Source organism: Aminobacter sp. Y103A (assembly GCF_030294925.1).
GTDB lineage: Bacteria > Pseudomonadota > Alphaproteobacteria > Rhizobiales > Rhizobiaceae > Aminobacter > Aminobacter ciceronei.
Map to the genome: position 1 here is coordinate 1,327,475 of NZ_AP017986.1, position 22,196 is coordinate 1,349,670.

Sequence of the window (22,196 nt, forward strand, 5' to 3'; positions counted from 1 at the left end):
GAGAATAGCTTCGCCATCACGAGAAGTCCCGGCGGTACCGCCAGCGGCAAGTTCACGCGCCACTGGCGGGCAATCGCAGCAAAAGCCTTAGCATCTGTCGCCTCACTCTTCAAAGCCAAGCGGCACGGCTCTGCCAACCTTCGTCTTTGCCTCGTCAGAGCATATTCATCGTCACGCATCATCAGCGTGGCTTCGCCGAGGCTTGTCCACAGCGATCTCGCTCACCGCCGCAGCTGGCCCGAGATAGGGGCAGCTCCCGGACGTCTGGCGGAATAGGTGAACGCAATGCGACTCCAGATAGACCCAGGTCAGAGTCACGTCAGGTGAAGGGGATATGTTCGATCCCAGAGCGCGCAGGTTGGGCAGATCCGCGCTTTGCGGGTTGTGGAGGGCGCCGTGTGCGCCACGCATTGTAATCGGCGCGCATTTCTCGCCTGGAGACGGATTATGACGGGAGTTGACCGGCGTTTGAATGCGCCTAGCGGATCAGGCACGCACCGGGCTGAATCGGATCATGGCGGTGGTCAAAAAGGCTCGACCTTCAGTTCTGTCGTTCAGGGCTTGCGCTCTGAAGATCGAGAGTTAGGGGCATCCTCAGCTGAAAGGCCACCTTCGGCCAGCGATGTCCGGCGCCGCACGTCCGGCGATCCCTCCGTCAATAGGTGTGACGGCCAGCCCGTTTTTCGCGACTTGCCGCATCTGGGAGCGACAAATCGGCAAGAAAGTTCGTCGCGTTCCGGTGCAGAAGTCCGCAATGCCGATCAGTCCAGGAGTTCACAACAAAGTGGTCCTTCCTCGCGCAGGCAGCCCGTGTCGGGCCTGGATCGCAGACCAAAAAGGCGGCGCCTGGACGATGTCGCCGCGCAGAGCGTGCAAAGTGCAATCTCAGAAGAACAATCTAACAACGCACTACACGCCATTTGTTTTGCCCGTGACATTGAGGGGTTCTCGCGTGCAGTGGTGGAGCATGACAGACGGCTGCAAGGGGCGGGCGACGAGGTCCATGCAGCCTTCCTGCAAAAGGCCGCCGCCCAGTTCAAAGCTCAATTTGTCACATGCTTCGAGGACAATATCCGCCGCGGGCAATCATGGGGCTACGCCACCGCATGCAATACGGTGAGTCGTGAGGCTGGAGGTCAGGAAGGTGTGGAAGCTTGCAAGGCGATGGCAGCTCGGGTGTCGCAGCTTCCTAGTGCGTTAATGTGCGAAGTAGACCCCAAAGCCTTTTCGCTCTTTTCGGCATCGTTTGGTCGGCATCCGCAGTCGAGAACATGCCGAAATGGAACGATCAGAATCGCCGAATTTTGCCGCGATGAGGGCAGGACACTTGGCGTACTGCAAAGTCAAAGTCTGTCGTTGCTGGTGAACGGTTTCAGCAAGTGGCCGCAGCGGTCGGAAACTCGTGACGGTACGGAAGCCGTCGCCAGTGAGGTCCGTCGTCGCGAGGACCGCCGTTTCGGGCTCTCTGATTTTAGGGAGCAGCACCTGGCTAATCTGGTGAACGGTTTCAGCAAGTGGCCGGAAAAGGAGTGGTCCCGCCAAGCCACCGGAACGATTGCCGGTGAAGTCCTTCGCCGCCGTAACCTCGGGCTCTCAACTTTTAATCACCAGGACTTGGCCAACCTAGTGAACGGTTTCGGAAAGTGTGCCCAAGAGGAGGTCTGTTGCCAAGCCACAGTTGCGATCGCGGGCGAGGTTCTGCGCCGCGACCGCCGTGCCCGGCTCTCCGAATTCACCCACCAGGAACTGGCGAACCTGGTGCAAGGTTTCAGCAAATGGCCGGAAGAGCAGGCGTCCCGCGAAGCCGCCAGTGCGATGGCCGGTGAGGTCCTTGGTCGTGACCGGCGTGCCGGCGTCGCTGATCTTAATCCCCAGCACATGGCGACCCTTGTGAACGGTTTCAGTAAGTGGCCGATAGAGGAGCGGTGTCGCCAAGTCACCGGAGCGATTGCCGATGAGGTAGGTCGCCGCGCCGCCCGCGGCAGGTTCGGGCTCTCTGATTTTAATCATCAGGACTTAGCGAACCTGGTGCAAGGTTTCAGCAAATGGCCGGAAGGGGCGGTCTACCGCCAAGCCACAGCCAATATCGCCACACAAGTCTCTCGCCGCGCCGGCGAGCAAGGGCTGTCTCATTTTACTCCGCAGGAGCTGGCTAACCTAGTGAACGGGTTCGGCAAATGCCCGGACGATGCCGACTATCATCACGCCACAGTCGCGATCGCCAGTGAGGTCATCCGCCGCCGCGCCCAACTCTCTGCTTTCAGTCATCAGCACTTGGCAAACTTGGTGAACGGTTTCAGTAAGTGGCCACAACAGGCGGACTGTCGCGATGCAACACTGGCGATCGCCAGCGAGGTCTTTCAACGCGATGACCAGTTCTCTCATCTTACTCAGCAGGCACTTGCGACATTGGTGAACGGTTTTAGCAAGTGGCCGGAAGAGGCGGCGTCTCGCCAGGCAACAGTCGCCATCGCCGGGGAGGTCACCCGCCGCGCCGGGCGCGGCGAGTTCGGGCTCTCTGATTTCAATGACCAGGACCTGGCGAACCTGGTGAACGGATTCGGCAAGTGGCCGGAAGCGGCGTCGACTCAGCAAGCCACAATCGCTATAGCCAGCGAGGTCCTTCGCCGAGGCACCCGACTCCGTGACTTTACTCACCAGCACCTAGCTAATCTGGTGAACGGTTTCAGCAAGTGGCCGGACGGGGCGGACTGTCGCGACGCCGCGATCGCCATCGCCGGTGAGGTCATTCGCCGCGGCGCCCGACTCTGTGAGTTTAGTCACCAGCACCTATCTAATCTGGTGAACGGTTTCAGCAAGTGGCCGGTCGGGGAGGACTGTCGCAGAGCCGCGATCGCAATCGCCGGGGAAGCCCGTCAGCGCCAGCTCTCCGATTTCGCTCCGCAGGGAGTGGCGACCTTGATGAACGGCTTCACCAAGTGGCCGGAAGAGTCGGCGTGCCAGCAGTCCACGATGGACATCGCGCGCAGATTGGGTGCTCGAGAGCTACGATTCGGTGTGTTCACGACAGCTCAGCTAAGTATTCTCGCCAATGCTTTGTCGCGAATGATCATGAAGGCAGAAGACACTGGGGATATTACGGACGCGGCTCTGCCGAAGGATCGCTTGCACAAGCTCGCTCATTACCTGCACTATGATGATGATCGCCTGGCGCAGGCTGACGTTCTAGACATCACAACCGTTTTCAAGGCACTTGGTAAGGCTCGGCTGTCTGATGATCTCGGTTTGCTCGCACCGACAGGCTTGAACCGCCTCTCGGAATTGCGTCAAGCCCCTGATTTTACGACCCACAACGATCTGGAAACCATGGCTAATCTGTGTGCATCTCTGCTGCCGCTGGCTCGCAGCCCACAGAGGCCGCTGCGCTCGCACCGCACGCAGGCCCTCAATCTGCTCAACGACCTCCAATCCGTGCTCGAGCAGAAGATCGAGGCGCATCTGAACGCAAGCGATGCCGAGCGGACCCGTGGACCGCTTGCCAGCCGCCGCCCCGCTTTATCGATCTATCAGACGCTTAAGGCCCGTGCGGTCCTGGAGAGACTATTCAGGTCACCGTATGTCGAGGGCAAGAGGTCCGACTTGCGGGTGAGGCAGCAAGCGCTGGAGCGCAAGACGAAGGAGATCCTGGACAGCACGCGCGGCCTCATTGAAAGCGACCTTTCCAGCATGAGCTGGAACCTGATCGCGCAGATCGAGGCGGAGAATCCAGTGGATGCGCTGGACTTTTTCATAGAGCAGGATGCGGCGACGATCCAGGGGCAACATCCAGCATCGGTCTTCGACGTGTATCAGGTCCTGCGAACCATGGATCACGAGCCAAGACCGCCGCAGGGTGACGCAGGACTGATGCAGTTGCCGGTAGTTGACATGCAGGGACGGCCGGTGGCCACCGAGCCGGAGAGACGGTATTCGATATTTCAGCGCCTGACTGCCGGGGCTTTGCCAGTCGTTGCGGTCCAGATGCCAGGAACGCCGAGCGCCTTCATGCTGGCGCGTACGGTGAACGTCAACGGTGTGCCATACCGCATGGACCTGTTCGGAGGCAGCAAGTTAAAGCCGCCGCGATTGACCGTGTCTCAGATTGCGGCCCGTGCTCCAGGCGAGCTAGCTAAGCTTTCCGGGGGAAAGCTGCTGGCGATTCCGTATGTCGATACCGCACCGGGCACCGCCTTCGAGCAGCTGTCTCGGACTTGGGCCCCTTTCAAGGAGGCCTATTATTATACCCAGCGCAGGGGTTTTGCGGCGCCACCGGCGATCAAGGGCCTGGGAGTTCACGACTACGCGCTGGAAGGCGCCTTCAAACTGTCGCTGCTGCCGGACCGTCCCGCCAACCAGCAGCATCCCTTCAAGCTGAGGGGGCCGGACGGTCCCATTGCATTGCGACCGCATGACGGCTGCGGTTTCATCAGGGCCTCGCTAGCCAACCTTATGCCAGCTGTATGTCGCGCCGGCGAGCAGGGTCCTGATCAGATGTCTGCCTTTGGTGAGGGAAGGAAATCATCCCTGCCAGTCTCGGCGCTGCAACACTATCCGCGCTGCGACCAAGTGGCGGATGAGGTCCGTGAAAAGGCCACGGCCTGGCTCGAGAGCCAACAAGAGCCAACGTTGACCACCGAAGAGCTGTTTAGAACGGTGACGGCCGGACACATCGATGGTCCCGGCGCGGTTGCCGTACCCTCCAACGATGAGTGTCTCCATGTGCCGACGCTGAAGAGCGAAACATTGACGGGGACGAGCGGCGTGCTGGTCGGGCGCTCGCCCTACGATAAGCCGAACCTGCGCCCGTTTGCCGCCGAGCGGGTCAAGTTGGCCGTCGACGGCGATCCGACCGCTGTATTTCTCGATAACTGCACGGCCATTCAATACAGCTTCAATGTCGCCCAGAAGTCGGGGAGGGAACTGGCCGCCGACGATCCGACTTTCTTTGCCAAAGGCATCCTGATCGTTGTACCGGATAAGATGTGGCCGGCCGCCTACGCCGACCGTGCGCTAATCATGTCTGCCGAGGACGTCAAATGCCATGCGAGCTGGACCACGAGCAAGGACCGCGTCAAGGTGGACACGACGGTCGACTGCCTCGGCATCCTGCAGGCGACCGAGGTGTTTGCCCCGGGCTCGTTGGTTGCCGTCCCAACTGGTGAACAGAAGAAACTTGACGGCGACTTCGACGGAGACAGCCTCGTCATCGTCGGCGACCGGCCACAGCTTTACGAGCATGTCAGGCAATTCGATCAAGAGGAGCAAGCTCGCGGATTGCGCTCGCTCAAGCCGCCAAAGTCGCACACGCCGGCGATTGAGGATGGTCGCTACAAGTTCGGGCGCGCCAGCCAGATCCTCGCCGCCACGCGCAATGTTCTGGAAATCTATACTTGTCTGCAGCGAGACTTTCTCGCTCAATCCCATGAAGCCCGACAGTGGTTTGCCGAGCGTGCCATCTTCGGCACGTACGAAGGCATTCACCAAGAGCTCAAGCGAGACATCCGAGGCGTGTTGGAGCAGGAACAGGTCAGTGCTCAGAACGTCCAGGAGACGCTTGAAAAGGCGCGGCACGACATCCAACTGGCAGACCATCCGGTCGCGCGCGAGATTGCTGAGTTGCTCCACGCTGAGCTCGAGACGTGGGCCGCGAGGCTGGATGAGCAAGCTCTGCCCGAACAACTCCTGCCCGAAACAGTCGTCAGCCTGAGCGAGGCACCACTCGCGATGAGCCAACCGCTTTGCGAGCTGTTCCCGGAGCTGGCGGAGATCTATTCGGCAACGGCTCAGCCACGCGACCGCGTCCAGCTTCTTGTCGACCGTTACCCTACGCGCATTGCCCCGCGACCGGATGGATACAATCCACACGACCTCGTGCGGAGTGCAAAGAATCTCCTGAGCCTCGGTATCAAAGTCGGAACTGACGCATATAAATCGGACACTGGGGCCCACATCTTTATGTTCAAGAGCAGGCAACTTCGGCGCCTGCTGCAACAAACACCAGGCTCGAAATCGGTGCCCTACACCAAGAGCATTGCGGCTACCCTCAACCAGGGTCGGTTTGATGTCGATGCCACATTGCAGGATCTTCAGGACAATCCGACGCTGGCGGCTTCAGTTATGCAAGCTTCGATCAAACTTGCTGCCGAGCGAGGCTTTCTGCCTCAACCCTCGGCTCGAGGGGCTTCTGCCGATGATTCAGCCACGACGATGACCTTGACTCCCGAGCTGGCCGTACAGCGAGCTCAAATGGAGGCTTGCCGCGCCCGAGCCGAAGAGAAGGACATCACCCCGATGGTAATCTCGGTTGCCGAAGCCCTCAGGAGAGCCGATATCAACGTGAAGATGCCCCATCTCGCTGAGCGTTTGAGATCGGAAAGCTCGATGACAGGCCAGCTCACCGGGATACAGGCCCCGTTTGAAGCCGGCGCCCAGCTGATCAACAACGCTGTACGCCACTGCTTCCAACTCCCTGATAGAGATTTTACCCGTGCCTTCAAGAAAGCCATTATAGCCTTCGACGAGAGCGGGTATTCTGAGGTCAGCACGACCAACTGGTTCAGGACGCGATCGCCGACCTTCGTCGGCATCAAGACCGTGCTCGCCACGCCGGGGGGCTACCGCTTCGAGGTGGAGTTCCACACTGCAGACAGCTACAAGACCAAGATTTACAATCACGACACCTACAAGGAGCTGCAGAAGCTGCAGGAGCTGCAGCGAGAGAGCCAAGATCCACTGGATCAGTCTATAGCCGAGCAACTCTTGGAGCGCGTGCGACAGGCCTGCAACAAGGTCATCATCCCTCACGAGGCCATAGAGATCCCCCACTGGGAAGCCCACGCCGATAGCACAGTTGGTGCCAGCCTACGTCGTCGGTTGCAAGTCGCCCCGCCGAGACGAACGGAGCGCTCCCCGATCGCAACAGAGATTCTTGGCGCGTTGGGCGCGCGATCGATCGTGCTCGTCGGCGTGAAAGGCGCAGGGAAATCCAGTTTGGGCCGTGCACTCGCCAAACGACTAGGAATGAGGTTCGTCGATTCCGATAGAAAAATCGAGGCGAAGACCGGCAAGTCCGTAGCTAAGATCGTCGCTGAGGATGGGGAGGCCTATTTCAGAGATCTTGAGGTGAATGAGATCAGGCAGTCACTCGAACTGGGGTCGGCGGTGCTCGCAACCGGCGGTGAAGCGTTCATGATCGAGGAGATCCGGCATTATGTCGGGGAGAAAGCCGTCTCGATCTGGCTCAATACCAGCGAGGACGTGATCAGGCGGAACCTGAGAGATAACATCAGAGGCCCAAAGGTGCAGACCGCCGACCAAGCCCAGACCATCACAGACCTGATGCATGTGCGGAATCCAATCTATACACTTGCCGATCTCACGATTGCCCCGCAGCATGAGCGGGATCTCAAGAACGCGAATGCTTGCCTGACCGCGCTGCACGCCTATGTTTGCGGTGGGGGCAGGGCGGTACCCAAGCTCGTGACCTCATCCGGGGTCGTACCATGACGGCCCCGTTCAACTCGGCCGCGTGCGGAAACGGGAAAGACGCTGATCCAGCAGACCCCTTGGTGATCTCCAGCGCCTCCGCTCACTGAAATCGGCACCGTGGAGCATATGATAGCTGAACGTCCCGGCAAAGATCAGAGGAACCTACCTCAGACACCCGCCCGAAATCGGCGAGCAGATTGTCTGTCAACCCACGGACATCGCGAAAGTCTTGACCAGCTGACTGGTCGGCATGAGCAGCAAACGCCACGTCCGGCCGCAAAATCAACGGCGGCCGTCAGAAGGTCGCCGAGTGGATGTGGCACGAACTCGGCGTCATCGACCTGCGCGAATGACCGCTATCGCATTTGTCCCAAGCCCGACCACGGCCGAGATGAAGCCGCGCCACAGGGTTGATGCTAGACGGGCGCCGATCAGTGCCGCAATTCAGCCGGGCAAGCCTGGGCAACGTTTAGGTGCGGCGAGATAATGTCGGATGGGAGCCGTTTGGTTTCCAGCGCATCTTGCGGCCATCCAGTAGGCGAGCGTCTCTCAGCGAGATTATGTGGCGGAGCCGCCCTGAAGCGCGAGGTGTTCTGCGGAGAGGAGAATGGAACCGATACTGATCGGAAACTTTTGGCAACGAGTCTGCACCAATCCGAAATGCCGGCGCGACGCTCCCTTATTTGCCGCACCCGAGTTGGTGCGCGACGAGGCGGTGCGCGGACGGCATCATTCCCCAGCATCTATCATCCCGAGCGGTGATAATCGGCTGCAATTTCGTGGTCAAGAATCGAGGCCAGTGTCAGCAACTCGGCCGTCACCTCCTGATGGCCAAGAAGGGAGATGCTCTCGGCCGCCCACCCAACCGCCGCTATAGGCTTGGCCCTGTCGACCGCCGCAATATCCACAACGTTCTGGATGGGCGTGCAATACGCCGGTGCCTACTCGGTATCGTGCAGCTTTACAACAGGCCGAGTCGAGAACCTGACCAAAAACCGTGTCAGCTTGCTCTTGAGGCCGTTGCACCTGATTGCCAGGGAAAACCGACGGTTGGTTCGATCCGACACTGACCTGTGTGATTGGGGGCTTGGGTTACGAGCCGGTGCCGGACTGAACCGTCTCCGAGGACGACGGTTATCTCGTGGCACATTGGGGCACGTGGCGGCGTTGCCAATCGCCCCAGGTGTCGCAGAAGCGGTCAACGATTGCACTTCATGGTCAGGCGGACCTGATTTGAGGCTGAAACCAGGGAGGCGTCGGTACCAAGCATCAGCCTCACAGTGCGATCTGGGGGGTGAATATGCGGACAATCCAGGATGTGGATTGCTTACATCCGAACAATCGATTTGCTCAAGTCGCGTGTCGAAAGCTAACCCCTACGGGTCATGGAATTATGGGCTCTGGAGGGCAATGTCGCTTGGCGAATGCAGGGGCCGCCACATCGGCAGGATGCGCAGACGAATTGAAGGCGGAGTGGCATCTTGGCCTGCCCAAACGACGCTTCAGCCCATCACAGGTTCTACCTCGCCTACTACAGGCGTACGGCTCGCATGATCCTGCGACTAGCCGTCCCAAAGAGGATTACGAACACTGCGACGCGTTGCGCGACTTCTGCTTTCGCCGTCTCAACAGTCTCGGTGACCTGTCCTACCATTAATAGGAGATGAAATGCGAACGCTATTCGTTGACCACCATGCGGATCTTACGCGAGCGGTGGGAGTTGCACTCGGCGATAGCGGTTTCGCCGTTGATGTTGTTCCCACACTGGAACAAGCATCGAGTGCATTTTCTTGCGCCAGCTACGAAATTCTCCTGCTGGAGCTGGTTCTGCCGGATGGCGATGGCTTGGATTGGCTGAAGCAGCTAAGGGGTGAGGGACATTCAGTTCCTGCTCTCATTTTGAGTGACGTCGACGATCTTGAGAAGCGAATTGCGATTTTCAACGGTGGTGCGGACGATTTTCTGCTCAAGCCAGTGTATACTAATGAGCTCATTGCCAGAATGAGAGCCGTTCTGCGGCGGTCGACTCAGATGACTGCCCCGATCATTGTATTTGGCAATCTCCACTTCGATCCGATCGGCCGACAGGTTTCCGTTGCTGGTTATCCACTGACGGTCGCACGCCGTGAATTATGTATTTTAGAGCATCTGCTCAACCGTGCAGGCCGCATCGTGCCGCGTTCGCAGTTGGAAGATCACCTCTATTCGTTCAACGATGAAGTATCGGCCAACGCGCTTGAAGTCGGAATCTATCGCTTACGTCGATATCTGAGCAGTTCAAACGCAACGCCACGGATAAAAACGGTGCGTGGCATTGGTTACATTCTTGAATGTGACTAGCGCGACATTCGTATAGTTGGCCGAATTTGAAAGAAAAGACCGCCTTGAAAATCATTACAACTCATTCTGACACCGATCGGCGGCCCCCGCACATCGTTTGCCCGAGACCTGCTACTGTTTCTCCTTACTTGGGCCGCCTTCTCTGTGCGCTCATTCTGGCATATCCAGTTTCTGCCCCGGCCGAAAACATGCAGGATCAAGGGGCGCCGCGTGCCGCTTCCAATAGCATCGACGGCACGCTGAACCTTTCCTCTTCGCTCGGCAAGACGGTTCATTTGCCCGCGCCTGCCACGACCATCTTTGTTGCTGACCCGACGATCGCTGATTATCAGGCAGCCTCAAATACAACGATCTTCGTCTTCGGGAAGAAATCCGGGCGGACCAGCCTGTTCGCCTTGGACGATAAGGGCGAGGCTCTCGCCGCGCTGCGAATTGTCGTTACGCAACCGATCGAGGAATTGCGCGCCATGTTGATGGATCAGGTTGGCGACTCTTCAATCCAGGTGAGCTATACGCCGCGCGGCGCAATCCTTAGCGGTACAGCGCCCAATGCGGAGGTCGCCGACACCGCAAAAAGGGTCACTGAGCAGTATCTCGGGGACGGTGCGCAAGTCGTCAACAACATTAAGGTCGCTGGGTCCTTACAAGTTAATCTCAGTGTGCGCGTAGCGGAGGTCTCCCGTAGCGCCATGAAGGCACTCGGCGTTAACCTGTCCGCCTTTGGTCAAATCGACAATTTCAGAGTGGGCTTGTTAAGCGGCGGAGGCACTGGCTCTGGTGCAGCGCAGGGTGGTGGCACAGCAGGAATCGGATTCAACAACGGTGCCGTCAACATCGGCGCGGTTCTAGACGCGCTCGCCAAGGAGCACATAGCTTCCGTGTTGGCTGAGCCGAATCTCACCGCGATGTCCGGTGAAACTGCCAGCTTTCTCGCAGGTGGCGAATTTCCCATTCCTGTCCTGCAGGAAAACAAGCAAGTGTCGGTTGAATTCCGTCACTTCGGCGTCAGCCTGGAGTTCGTGCCGACCGTTCTCAACAACAACCGGATCAACATTCACGTAAAGCCGGAGGTCAGTGAACTATCGTCCCAAGGTGCCGTTCAAATCAATGGTATTTCCGTGCCGGCAGTTTCCACGCGCCGAGCCGACACAGTCGTCGAACTCGCCAGTGGGCAGAGCTTTGCAATTGGCGGTCTGATCAGGCGCAACGTGAACAATAATGTCAGTGCGTTTCCCTGGCTCGGCGAAATGCCGATTCTTGGCGCTCTGTTTCGTTCCTCCTCGTTTCAAAAAGAAGAATCAGAACTTATAATTCTGGTTACGCCTTACATCGTAAAACCAGGCTCCAGCCCCAACCAGATGAGCGCACCCACGGACCGGATGGCGCCGGCTTTGGACGATCCGCCGGCAGATCCGCCGCGAGGCCGCGCTGCTGCCCGCACCGGCGCGCCCGGGGCCAAGCGCGGTCGCGGCTTCATAATTCAATAGGTGATCGAATGACTTTGCGGATCAAAGTTCTCCTGGTCGCCCTGACAGCCAGCGCAAGTGGCTGCACAAGCACTGTGCCGATCTATGTCGAGCCCCCTGCGCCAATCCTTATCCGGCCGGAGACCACCGTGCTGATATTAAAGAGCCTCCGCGCTTCCGAACGGCAGCGTTTGCGTGTTTTCCTTGACAGGACCAGTAGCGGCCGCCGCGATGCCCTTCACCTCCTTATCTGGGGCTCGTCCCGGCTCAGCGCAGAGGTGGTGCATCAGGCCAGGCAGATGGGTATAGACACTTACAACATCCATTTGCTCGACCAACACGATGGCGGCGCAGTCCAAGTAGAAGCAATTGTGTATCATGCCCGCCCACCTGCCTGTCCGTCGTATTCTTTACTCAGTGACAAATCCTTCGAAAAGCCCCTTGGCTGTTCGACACGACGTAACCTAGCTGCAATGGTCAACGATCCGCGCGATTTGCTCGACAACCAGGCTGTCGAGCCGAGCGATGGCGAGCGTGCGGCCATACCAGTTGCCACATACAGGACGTTCGGGGCGGGCAAAGGTCAATGACATGGGTCGTATGTTTTAGCTTGGTAGAGCACGGCGCCGCCTCCAGTCTGTAACATTGCCGTTGCTTCGGATCTGGTGGTGAGCGCGGCCGTCACAATACACGACCGTGACCTGAACAAGATAGGGGTGTCCCTCACCTCTCCGGGGTGCCCGGTGGCGCTGCGCTCATGACGTTGCCTCGCTGAGCGGCGTTCTTCATCTGCGAGGTTAAAGGCGCACGTCACGCGACGGCGGCGTGGCTCAAGTGGCCAAGCGAGCTTGATCTTGGCGGTCGTGTCGACAAAGCTGGCGGCTGTGTCGCTGCGCTCCACCGGCCCATGTTGCGGCCCGGTGGTCCCTATGACCACCGGAGAAGCAGTGGGGGACGGGCGCTGCGCCAACTGGCCAGCACGACCGCTCTGGGTTGATACTGTTGAAAAAGTCCGGCGCACCGCAAAGTCCCCACCGATATTAGAATCCAGTTCCAACCCGGCGCATTGCATGGAATCAGGATTCAATTTTGGGGTCTCCGCGGAACGCCATCCTACGAAAGCGCCACGGGCGACCGCGACGCGGACTTTTTCAACAATATCGGTTTTTTCTAGCCGTTCTCAGTTCTCACCTTCTCCTCTCAGGCTAAGTGTGAAAACGACCTCAAGGCCGAAGGATGAGCGGATTAAGCCCGGGCCTGCTGCGACCTAACCACGATCCTCAAGGCACGCCTGCCAAATCGCCTTGCGGAAAGGCAAAGGTTCCCCACAAGGTGATTGATAGGCTAGTGAAGCGTGCGAAGGAAGTCGCACATTTGTTGTCAGGCCACTTTCTGGAGTATTGGCACCATCGGGCTGAGGAGGCCGGCCGCTTGCATAGTGTCGGCCGGAAGGCATGCTTGCAGGTTGGACAAATAGTCTTCTGCATAGCTTTTCGCCATGGAAATCGGCAGATCGATCCCGGCCGTGGCGGCCTCTTCCAACGCCGTCTTCACCAGCCCGTTGCGAATCGCAAGCTTGACCTCGGGACCCGCGACAAGGCTGAGCGCCTGCGCTCCGATATTGATGCCAGCGTCTAGCAGCGCCTGCTTCATATTGCCTCCGGTAATGGCTGTGCGGACAAGATTTGCCGCTTGCGCCTCGAACGCGAGCGTCATCGACACGGCATCGGCCACTTGGCCCACGACCGGAATGAAGCTCAACAGACCCACCGCCGTCGCAGCCCAATCAGCCACTGTCGAGTACACCTTGAGCACGTCGTCGACTGTGTGGATGAAGGCCCCACCGTTCTTTTTGGCCGACTTGGTATCAGGCTGGTCCGCCCGGCCCATCATCATGTCCGAGACGGCGTCCTGTTCCGCAGCAGTTTCGGGCGCATGGGTCTTTGGCTGCTGAACGGCTCGGTTTGCAGACGACATGCCGTTGTAGAAGTGGCCAAAATCTTTGTTGCTGATATTGCCGGAATCAACCGTGTGTCCGCCGCCGAAATCGAAGAACGAATTGTGGGTCTTGTAGCCCGTAATCGAATTGTTTAGAAGACCGAAGAGCAGATGATCCGATAACAGCTGCGATGCCGCCTGCTTTACTCTCGGATCTAGGCTCTTGTCTTGCGCCATGCTTGCGAGCTTGTCACGAGTCAGGACACCGCTCCCAAAGAATTTTTGCTGGTTGCTGTTGATCGTCTTAAGGGTATTCAGCTCGGTTTGCGTGAGGCTCATCGAAGATGAAGCGACTTGGAGAAAATCCTCTTTATGGACTTTGTCTATCGAGCCACCGTACAACCGCTTCCATTCATTCGGGTGACTGACAAAGTACTGAGCCGCCGCAATGACCTGTGGCGGACATTTGCCAGTTTTCGCGTCGCCGTCGACGATCTGCTTGAAATAAGTCAGACTCAGGTTCTTGGGCAGGTTTTCGGAGTACCGGTAAAGCTCGCGCATCGCATCGTTCAAGGTCATAACCGACGGCTGCGCACTTCCAGTACTATCGGATGGGATGTAGTTCTGCGCGTAGCTTTGCGCCTGCTGGCCCTGAAATGCGGCAACTTGTGAGTGATGGCGAGAGAACTCGGACAAATCCTTGGCCGTGATCTTACCGCCACAGCGGCCATCGCCCTGCGAGCCGATCGCATAAAAAAGCTCTGGATCCTGCTGCAATCCCTCAATCGCCGCTTTCAGATCCGGTGGCGTAGAGGGATCATTGGCTTTATCCGTCAGCGATTGCCAACTAAGCGGGCATAGGTCCTTGTGACGGTTCAGCACTGCGACAATCTGCAACTCGGATTGGGACAGTGAGCCGCCGTTCCACGTAATTCTCTCGCTTTTTATAGGCGCTTGCGCAATGGGAGGGAGGGCGACCGCAGGCTGCGGGCCTTGATCAACTGATTCGTGCGCAATGGGAGGGAAGGCGACCGCAGGCTGCGGGCCTTGATCCGTTGCTTCGATGGCTGCCCTCATGCTTGGCGGCAGCAGATCCAATGGGTTCTTGCGCAATTCTTCCAACGAGGATGCGACATCGGGCAACAGCGACTCCGATGTGTTCCGGCACAATTCCTTCATCGACGGGAAGGGGCTGGCGTCGTCTTCGTGCAGGTGAAGGGAGAGCATCGCCTCGAATGACGATGCGTTTTGCTGCGCCTTTTCCAACGAAGACGTCAGATTCAGGCTGCTGTACTGGAGAATATCCTGGCTACTGAAAACGTTGCTTGTATTATTATTGACGGACATTGTGTCTCCTCAAAAATGAAATTGCAATCCCCCACGCCAGATCCATGTGCAATACCAGCACAATGACCGGAGATATCGCTGAAGCTGGCGGTTGCCACCATGAGCGGTTTAGCTTTCGGTAAACTGACGAGTTCAGAGGAATTCACAATTTGGGGTGGCCGCGGTGTTGTTTTGTCCCGAAGCTGCGACCGCAGATATCATTTTTGGCGTGGCTCTGGCTTCCCGCCAACGCCATCCTGCTGCGGCACGTCGGACGAATAAGCGGCTTCAGGCAATCCGTTGCGGACGACCATGGTGGAGGAACCCCGAAACAATGTCAGGACCGATTCGCTTGTCGGCGTTTCATGGACGCGCGGCTGCCCCTGTGCCTCTGCGACAAGACCATTGAAAGTCTGCTCCACGAGCGCGGTGAAGCGCGGCGGACCGGAAACCAAAACGAGGCCATCTCCCGGCGCGGGTCTCACGACGTAGCGGTCATCGGAGATCTCCAGCTTGTCTAGGGCACCCTTAAACGTATCGAAGCGGATCGAAGTCAGCACAAGCATGCGGGTTTGTGATTCTTTTGCGGCTGACACGTAGAGGACAAGCCCATCATAATACCATTGGAGACCGTACATATTGGCCAAACGGTCGAGGAACTCGCGCGGTGGCAAATCCGGCATACTCCCGCGGATCCGCCCCTTCACCTCGGCGCTAATGTTGACTCGGATATTAAGGTTGTTGCCGAATTGCTGCAGCGCCTCAGAAATATCCTGATCGAGAACCGTATATCTGTACGGCGTCTTGGAGAGGGATAAGGGGACGCCGAGAGTTCCGTTGGTTCCGGCGGAGAGAAAAAAACCGGCACACAGAAGTCTCAAAACGTGTGGGCGGACGGATCGGATGAGCGCTCTCAACATTGCGCACTGATACACTAGAGTCTGAAATTTGCACAAGTGACTTAGTCGCCAGCATATCCTCTAGATACTAACCAGGCTCCGTCAGTCAGCTTGTCGTCAGCTCGGCCACCTAGACGTTGACCTGATAACGAATGACGAAGGGCCGAGTTCGCTCCGGTCAAAGAGGAAGCTATCGGGTCTTTCATGATGATCCCTATCACGTCGATCACTGCCACTTTAACGGACTGTCTGGCCAGGGCCGGGTCACCGTCGTTCAGCGAGCAAGCCCAGTTTGAGCGCGCTTTGGCGCACGCGGCCGACTCGCTGAAAAACGATGCCGCATCGGCGCCATCGAGGGTGCCAGTTCCTCCGGCGATGGCTCTTCAACGCGCGGCTACGCAGATGAGTCCCTTGGGGGACCGCGTGTTGCAGACGATTTCTGCGATGTACCCAGACCGTGCTGTTAATTCGGCTGCGCTCGACCAGCAGGTAGGCCTTTTCAAGGGCGCTCTACCTAGGCCGCAGAAGCTTCCTGCCGAAGGTGATGCGGGAACCGGAACGTCAGGCGTTCCGCAAGGACGGCATGATTTCGAAACAATGATTGCTGGTCTGCGGGATATGTACAATGGCGTCACTCAGGTTGCGCTTGTTTCCAAAGGTGTCAGCGGCATCACCTCATCTGTAAATAAACTTCTAAAGGAAGGCTGAACCGCGCACATGATTGGCTTAGCCCAGGAAATCATGCCTGGCACGTGCGGTCGGAGGTCACTTCGCCTTATCGTGCTGCCACTCCTCGTGGCCCTCGGCGGTTGCAAGGTGGATCTCTACACGCAACTGCAGGAGCGCGAGGCGAATGAAATGCTCGCCCTTCTGATGGACAACGGAGTTCATGCGGTTCGGGTCGCTGCCAAGGATGGGACTAGCACGGTCCAGGTTGACGAAAAGCTGCTCGCTTACTCAATCGACCTCCTGAATGGCAAGGGATTGCCGCGCCAGTCATTCAAGAACCTCGGAGAGATTTTCCAAGGATCAGGCCTCATTGCCTCGCCGACCGAGGAACGTGCCCGTTATGTTTATGCGCTCAGCGAAGAGTTGTCCCGCACGATCAGCGATATCGATGGCGTATTCTCTGTACGTGTCCACGTAGTTCTGCCGCATAACGACCTTTTGCGAGCAGGCGCCACGCCATCCTCGGCTTCGGTCTTTATCAGGCACGACGCCAAAGCAGATCTCTCGGTTCTGCTGCCGAAGATAAAGATGCTCGTGGCCGACAGCATCGAAGGGTTGTCCTACGACAAGGTCGAAGTGGTTTTGGTGTCGGTGGAGCGTTCCGCGCCTGAGCAACGGTCCGTGCCGGCGACTGTTTTGGCCCAAGCGTCCAGGCCCGTTCCAGCGCCACTTTTGGCCAGCTTAACCGGTATTGCCGCAGCTGTGTTCGCAGTGGCGTGCTATCTCTTAGTCACCGGTCTTAGCCGCCGGCGCAAGCAGTCAGCGGGCGAAGTTCCCAAGCTCGAGCGGCGGTCGGGTGTTTCCGCACTCGATGCCATTCGCAAAAAGACACCGGCGATAGCGCCTCAGTGACATGTCAATGCCAATGCCGATACTGACCGCCCAACCTGATGGTTCGTTCCAATTGCCTTCCTTGGGTCGGAGCGAGCTTGCTGCTTCGGCCCATCCTACCCGTCTTGGCGCGCGTCTTGATCCGGCGTTATCGGCTGCTACGTTGGCTCAGTTGCAGAAGTGTCCCAGACTGCAGCGAAGACTAACAGAATTGTTACTCGACAATGATTCGAAGTCGAATGATGTTGAGCGGGGGCTGGACCTTCTGCGCGGTAATGATCCGCTTCGGGCTGCCCTCCTTGCAGGTAGTGCATGGCATGCCCGATCGCTGCTTAAGCTTGTCTCTCAGCCTGACCTCACAGTGCTCATTCAACGTATCGGCGCTGATGCCCATGCGTTTGGAATCCGACATCTGGCGCATGCCATTGCGGACAGATTGATCGCGGATCCGGGAAAACTCGCGCACCAAATTGAACACGATGGACACGCCTGTCTTGGTGCCTGGCTCCATCACAGTCCAGTGATGGAGCGCAACCGCGTGCTCCTACGCTTGCCTGTAGGAACCGCCGCCGACAATCCAGAGCCTAAGCACGGGAACGCCGCAGGCCAGTTGTTGTCGCTTGTGGTACGCCATTTTGAGGCGGAGAACCCGCCGATATGACAGCCGATATTTCCGTGGCGCCGGCAGCGCCGCAGATGCGCCCTTTGGGGCCACTGATACCGGCGAGCGAGCTCGAAATCTGGGATAATGCCGCAAAAGCGTGTGCCGCCGCAGAACGGCATCAGCAGCACGTACGCAGTTGGGCACGCGCGGCGTATCAGCGTGAGTTGGCGCGCGGCCATACCGAGGGCCTGAATGCAGGCGCGGAGGAAATGGCGGCGCTGATTTCGCAGGCGGTTGCCGAAGTCGCACGACGAAAGGCGGTTCTGGAGCAGCAATTGCCGCAGCTCGTGCTTGAGATACTAAGCGAGCTTCTAGGAGCGTTCGATCCGGGCGAACTGTTGGTCATGGCTGTTCGCCACGCCATTGAGCGCCAATACAGCGGCGCGGAAGTCTGCCTCCATGTGTATCCGACGCAAGTGGACATGCTTGCGCGAGAGTTTGCGGGATGGGACGGCCAGGATGGTCGGCCAAGGGTTCGGATCAAACCGGATCCGACGTTATCGCCGCGACGCTGCGTGCTGTGGAGCGAGTACGGCAATGTCGATCTGGGGCTTGATGCGCAGATGCGCGCGTTGCGTCTCGGCTTCGGGTCGCTTTCTGAAAAAGGCGAACTGTGACAACGCAGGTATCAGAACATAATCACGACGATGCGATCTGCCCTGTCGATCCGGCGATCTCGTCTTTGAGAGCTACGGCAAAGGGGATCGACACGCGCGTCGTGCGCGGCAGGATCACGCGGGCTGTCGGCACACTGGTCCATGCCGTCCTGCCAGACACTCGTATTGGAGAACTTTGCCTCCTACAGGACCCACGAACCGGACTGTCGCTGGAAGCTGAGGTGATCGGCCTGTTGGATGATGGCGTATTGCTGACGCCGATCGGCGACCTGGTCGGCCTCTCCAGCCGCGCGGAAGTCGTGGCCACTGGACGAATGCGTGAAGTACCCGTCGGCAACGATTTACTTGGCCGGGTGATTGACAGTCGCTGCCGTCCATTGGACGGCAAAGGCCAAATCGAGACCACAGAAACTCGGCCGCTGCACGGCAGAGCTCCAAATCCAATGACAAGGCGCATGATTGAACGGCCCTTGCCCCTTGGGGTGCGTGTTCTGGATGGTCTCCTGACGTGCGGCGAGGGCCAGCGGATCGGGATTTACGGCGAGCCAGGTGGTGGCAAGTCGACCTTATTGTCACAGATCGTAAAAGGTGCCGCCGCTGACGTTGTCATAGTCGCATTGATAGGCGAACGAGGACGTGAAGTTCGTGAATTCATCGAGAGGCATCTCGGGGAAGAGGGCCTTCGCCGTGCCGTCGTTGTTGTGGAAACGTCCGACCGCTCGGCTGTTGAGCGGGCGCAATGTGCTCCGATGGCGACAGCGCTCGCGGAATATTTTCGCGAACAAGGGCTACGCGTTGCTCTCATGCTGGACTCGCTGACACGCTTCTGCCGCGCCATGCGTGAAATAGGCCTTGCTGCGGGCGAGCCGCCGACGCGACGGGGCTTCCCTCCTTCCGTTTTCAGCATGCTGCCAGGCCTGCTTGAGCGCGCCGGCATGAGTGAGCGTGGCTCAATCACGGCGTTCTATACCGTGCTTGTAGAAGGCGATGGCACAGGGGATCCAATCGCTGAAGAGTCGCGCGGCATTCTCGATGGCCATGTCGTGCTCTCGCGCGCTATTGCGGCGCGATCGCATTTCCCCGCTATCGATGTACTACAGAGTCGCAGCCGCGTGATGGATGCGGTCGTTTCGCGGACACATCGCAAGGCGGCATCCTTCTTTCGTGAACTCCTTTCCCGGCATGCCGAGACCGAGTTCTTGATCAACGTCGGAGAATACAAGCAAGGCGGCGATCCCCTGACGGACCGGGCTGTCGAGTCAATAGACGAACTGAGGGAGTTTTTGCGCCAGAGCGAAGACGAGATCTCAGGGTTTGAGGAAACGGTCGCATGGATGTCGCGTCTGACCGCGTAAATCATGTTCAGGCTTCCAGGTTACGGGTCTTGAAGGAAATGCAAGAGCGTCGTGCCCTTAGTGAGCTGTCCAAGAAGGAAGCCGAGCGCCGTATGGCCACCTTAGCCGCACAGAATGCCTCCCGAGAGCTTGCCATGGCACAACAACATTGCGCAACGGCGGAAGCAGCGCTCTACCAGGAGCTGATGACTCTCGAAAACTTGTCTAACGCCGCGCTTGACCGGCACCACCTGCATGTTGAGCGGCTTGCAACTGAAATCACACGCCGACGGCAGATGCTTGGTAATGCGCGAATCGCCCAAGAAAAGGCGGAGACAGCGGCGTCCGAGACGAGGGACCTATGGGTCGCATGTTCGGCGGCTACGCACAAATGGCGCCAGATCGAGGACGACGTCGGGCGCGCCGTCGAGATCCATTCGGAGGCCGCAGGCGAGATCGAGGCCGACGATGAGATACTGCTTCGATTTGGCAGGGGACCGCTTTCCCAGGTCGCGAAACGGATTCGATAACCTGCAGGTCCTCCGAATGACAGAACGGTGCAGCTTTTTGGCAGCCGCTTTGGTGAGCCCCCCTCTATTGGAACCAGCGCTGACACTGTCCCACGAGGTCGCCTCGTGGCTCAATGACACTGCGGCTTCGCGCGGACCGTTTCAGACCCGGATCAACGACGTGCCACTGTCGGTGCGTGTGGCAGGGCTTGTCTGGCAGGAGAATTTTGCCGCCATTCCAATGCTCGACTGCATTTGTAGGGTCGGAGCTGAGACGGTCGTGCTGTCGATATCGCGGTCGCTCGTAGAGGGGCTCATCGCAACAGTGCAGAATGGGCTGACTTTCCCTTCCGAGCCAACGGCTTCACTCATTGTTGAACTTGCACTTGAGCCACTTATTGCTCGACTGGAGTATAGGACTCAGCTGAACGTGCAGCTCGTGCGCGTGTTTGAAGCCGCGACACTGGCTCCTTATCTCGAACTGGATATCGACTTCGGCCCGGTCAGTGGCAAGGGTCGTCTGTTCCTGTTCTCGCCTCTCGATGGCTTGGTGCCGTCTGCGTTTCGTGCTCTGGGCGAACTGTTTGGCCAGTTACCGCGACAGCCGCGCGGATTACTTTCAGACCTCCCGATCGTGGTTGCAGGAGAGATCGGCACGCTGCACGTTCCTGCGGCGATTCTTCGAAAAGCATGTGCCGGTGATGCTCTGTTGCCGGACCTGGCGCCGTTCGGCCGGGGCGAGATCGCCCTATCTTTGGGCCAGTTGTGGGCCAGCGCCGATCTTGAGGGCGACCAGCTAGTCCTGCACGGGCCTTTCCGCCCGCGTTCCTATTCTTTGGAGAATGCGCATATGACACAACTTGGATCGCAACTAGGGCCGACGGAGGATCTCGACGATGTCGAGATCATGCTTGTCTTTGAATGCGGTCGCTGGCCTATTCCTCTAGGGGAATTAAGAAGTGCCGGCGAAGGGCATATTTTCGAACTTGGACGGCCGATTCAGGATCCGGTCGATATACTTGCCAACGGTCAGTGTATCGGGCGTGGCGACATCGTGCGCATTGGAGATACGCTGGGCATCAGGCTCCGTGGCCGGTTGGGATGCAATGACTGAGCTCCAGCCGCCAATCCTGGCGCTTCTCGCAGTTACCGCCGGACTGGGTCTGCTGGTTTTAGTGGTCGTCACGACCACGGCCTTTGTAAAGGTATCGGTTGTTCTTTTCCTCGTGCGCAATGCGCTCGGGACTCAGACGATACCACCTAACATAGCGCTGTACGCTGTCGCATTGATCCTCACCATGTTTCTTAGCGCGCCCGTTGTTGAACAGACCTATGATCGGATGACCGATCCGAAGCTACATTATCAGACGTTCGACGACTGGGTAAGCGCCGCCAAATCCGGGAGCGAGCCCCTGCGTGATCATCTTAAGAAGTTCACAAATGAGGAGCAGCGACAGTTTTTCCTCTCGTCTACCGAAAAAGTCTGGCCAGCGGAAATGCGTGCCAAAGCCACGGTTGATGATTTGTCCATTCTGGTTCCATCTTTTCTAATTTCAGAGCTAAAGCGCGCGTTTGAGATCGGATTTCTTCTTTATCTTCCTTTCATCGTTATTGATCTTATTGTGACGACAATTTTGATGGCGATGGGCATGTCTATGGTATCCCCGACGCTTATATCTGTCCCTTTCAAACTCTTCGTGTTCGTCGCTATTGATGGCTGGTCGAAATTGATGCACGGGCTTGTGTTGAGTTACACGATACCGGGAGGTTGATTATAGCTGAATCCAGTATTGTCACTCTTATGAGCCAATCGTTGGTGGTATTCATGATCTGGATTCTGCCGCCGCTCATTGCATCGGTGGTCGTTGGCTTGGTCATTGGCATCATCCAGGCGGCAACACAGATCCAGGATGAAAGTTTGCCACTAACCGTCAAGCTTCTGGTTGTTGTCGCGGTTATTGGTTTGTTTGCTCCTGTGCTGAGCGCCCCGCTGATAGAGCTAACCGACCAGATCTTTACCGAGTTTCCCGCCATGACACTTAGCTACTAGTCTCC

General features: G+C 58.1%; 15 protein-coding genes. 12 read left to right on the forward strand and 3 right to left on the reverse strand.

Annotation, left to right across the window (positions count from 1 at the left end; all coding sequences use genetic code 11):
* The first annotated feature begins 447 nt into the window (after nt 1-447).
* The 4 genes from xopAD (at nt 448) to Amn_RS06515 (ending at nt 11,884) form a co-directional block, all read left to right on the forward strand.
* The gene (gene xopAD / locus Amn_RS06500) at nt 448-7,506 is read left to right on the forward strand and encodes a XopAD/skwp family type III secretion system effector (protein ID WP_286295226.1); all 7,059 of its coding nucleotides are present in this window, start codon (nt 448-450) and stop codon (nt 7,504-7,506) included.
* 1,650 nt (nt 7,507-9,156) lie between these two features.
* The gene (locus Amn_RS06505) at nt 9,157-9,828 is read left to right on the forward strand and encodes a winged helix-turn-helix domain-containing protein (protein ID WP_010913962.1); all 672 of its coding nucleotides are present in this window, start codon (nt 9,157-9,159) and stop codon (nt 9,826-9,828) included.
* Between the two features lie 44 nt (nt 9,829-9,872).
* Nucleotides 9,873-11,315 carry a type II and III secretion system protein family protein gene (locus tag Amn_RS06510; RefSeq protein WP_044551336.1) on the forward strand — a complete coding sequence of 481 codons (1,443 nt, stop codon included), beginning with the start codon at nt 9,873-9,875 and terminating at the stop codon, nt 11,313-11,315.
* 8 nt (nt 11,316-11,323) lie between these two features.
* Nucleotides 11,324-11,884 carry a CpaD family pilus assembly lipoprotein gene (locus Amn_RS06515; RefSeq protein WP_010913964.1) on the forward strand — a complete coding sequence of 187 codons (561 nt, stop codon included), beginning with the start codon at nt 11,324-11,326 and terminating at the stop codon, nt 11,882-11,884.
* A gap of 790 nt (nt 11,885-12,674) precedes the next feature.
* On the opposite strand, the gene Amn_RS06520 is transcribed toward Amn_RS06515, so the two are convergent.
* Both Amn_RS06520 and Amn_RS06525 read right to left on the reverse strand, forming a co-directional pair.
* The gene (locus Amn_RS06520; RefSeq protein WP_286295229.1) at nt 12,675-14,579 is read right to left on the reverse strand and encodes an HrpF/NolX family T3SS translocon protein; all 1,905 of its coding nucleotides are present in this window, start codon (nt 14,577-14,579) and stop codon (nt 12,675-12,677) included.
* A gap of 197 nt (nt 14,580-14,776) precedes the next feature.
* Complete coding sequence (locus Amn_RS06525) at nt 14,777-15,478, reverse strand: hypothetical protein (protein WP_063825847.1); 702 nt, start codon at nt 15,476-15,478, stop codon at nt 14,777-14,779.
* Nucleotides 15,479-15,664: 186 nt separating this feature from the next.
* Between Amn_RS06525 and Amn_RS06530 the strand changes: the two genes are divergently transcribed.
* The gene (locus Amn_RS06530) at nt 15,665-16,165 is read left to right on the forward strand and encodes a nodulation protein NolB (RefSeq protein WP_274609109.1); all 501 of its coding nucleotides are present in this window, start codon (nt 15,665-15,667) and stop codon (nt 16,163-16,165) included.
* Between the two features lie 9 nt (nt 16,166-16,174).
* Nucleotides 16,175-17,038: a type III secretion system inner membrane ring lipoprotein SctJ gene (gene sctJ / locus Amn_RS06535; RefSeq protein ID WP_044549206.1), complete on the forward strand. Its 864-nt coding sequence runs from the start codon at nt 16,175-16,177 to the stop codon at nt 17,036-17,038.
* Between the two features lie 193 nt (nt 17,039-17,231).
* Here sctJ and Amn_RS06540 read toward each other — a convergent pair whose 3' ends face one another.
* A complete protein-coding gene (locus Amn_RS06540; protein ID WP_157866081.1) occupies nt 17,232-17,504 on the reverse strand; it encodes a hypothetical protein in 273 nt (90 codons plus the stop codon).
* A 170-nt stretch (nt 17,505-17,674) separates the two neighbouring features.
* Here Amn_RS06540 and sctL point away from each other — a divergent pair, with 170 nt between their 5' ends.
* From sctL to Amn_RS06570, 6 genes are read left to right on the forward strand one after another with little or no spacing between them, the layout of a single operon-like run.
* A complete protein-coding gene (gene sctL, locus Amn_RS06545) occupies nt 17,675-18,298 on the forward strand; it encodes a type III secretion system stator protein SctL (protein WP_010913970.1) in 624 nt (207 codons plus the stop codon).
* The gene (gene sctN, locus Amn_RS06550) at nt 18,295-19,653 is read left to right on the forward strand and encodes a type III secretion system ATPase SctN (protein ID WP_096453929.1); all 1,359 of its coding nucleotides are present in this window, start codon (nt 18,295-18,297) and stop codon (nt 19,651-19,653) included. Before sctL ends, sctN begins: the two co-directional genes overlap by 4 nt.
* Nucleotides 19,629-20,162: a hypothetical protein gene (locus tag Amn_RS06555; RefSeq protein WP_010913972.1), complete on the forward strand. Its 534-nt coding sequence runs from the start codon at nt 19,629-19,631 to the stop codon at nt 20,160-20,162. The genes sctN and Amn_RS06555 overlap by 25 nt, the downstream gene beginning before the upstream one ends.
* Before the next feature lie 16 nt (nt 20,163-20,178).
* Nucleotides 20,179-21,255, forward strand: coding sequence for a type III secretion system cytoplasmic ring protein SctQ (gene sctQ, locus Amn_RS06560; RefSeq protein WP_096453933.1), 1,077 nt, complete (start codon nt 20,179-20,181; stop codon nt 21,253-21,255).
* Nucleotides 21,248-21,913: a type III secretion system export apparatus subunit SctR gene (gene sctR, locus Amn_RS06565; protein WP_010913974.1), complete on the forward strand. Its 666-nt coding sequence runs from the start codon at nt 21,248-21,250 to the stop codon at nt 21,911-21,913. Before sctQ ends, sctR begins: the two co-directional genes overlap by 8 nt.
* A 29-nt stretch (nt 21,914-21,942) precedes the next feature.
* Nucleotides 21,943-22,191, forward strand: a complete 249-nt coding sequence (locus tag Amn_RS06570; protein WP_010913975.1) for an EscS/YscS/HrcS family type III secretion system export apparatus protein — start codon at nt 21,943-21,945, stop codon at nt 22,189-22,191.
* The last annotated feature ends 5 nt before the right edge of the window (nt 22,192-22,196 follow it).